We start from the raw sequence: 559 nt of genomic DNA on the forward strand, positions 1-559 counted from the left end.
TCGTATGGCTCACCAATCTTCGTCAGCGCCCGGGAGAGCTTTTTCGGCCCGGAGTTAACGTTGTTCATGAGCAAATATTCGAGGGGGGCGGATGACTGCGGGTATACGAACGGAACGACATCCAGAAATCGAAGGAGGCAGTCCCGCTGGGGGGCAAAGTCACCGTCCCCCAGGAGAAGTGTCCCTGTTCCGTAGGTGTCGGCTTTGGTGATGGCCTCGGTCAGTCCCACGGACATGGAAGCGTTTCGCTGCGGATCCATGTCAATGAGCAGGACACGCTTCCCTCGCTGAGCGAGTCCGACAGCCAGATTCACGGCAGTCGTCGTCTTGCCGACTCCCCCTTTTTCGTTCAGCACACTGATTCGTCGTTGCGCCACGGTGCTCCTCCTCGCGCCACCATACTCGACGCGTAGGTCGTCGCGTGCGGCGAGATAGGGGCGCCCTCGGATAGCACTAATTAGTGCAAAATCACCAGTAACTAGTGCGGGAAGGGGTTTGCCGCATCGGTCGTGTGCCTGAATTTCGGTACTTACAGCGAGGGAGGGGCAACGGGTGCACT

1 protein-coding gene is annotated in these 559 nt (G+C 58.9%); it reads right to left on the reverse strand.

Going from position 1 to position 559, the window contains the following annotated elements:
• Positions 1-377, reverse strand: a 377-nt coding sequence (locus D7V88_RS42090; RefSeq protein ID WP_167509926.1) for a ParA family protein, incomplete at its 3' end; no start/stop codon positions are given.
• Positions 378-559 lie beyond the last annotated feature (182 nt).

It is taken from the genome of Corallococcus terminator (assembly GCF_003611635.1).
GTDB classification, from domain to species: Bacteria; Myxococcota; Myxococcia; order Myxococcales; family Myxococcaceae; genus Corallococcus; species Corallococcus terminator.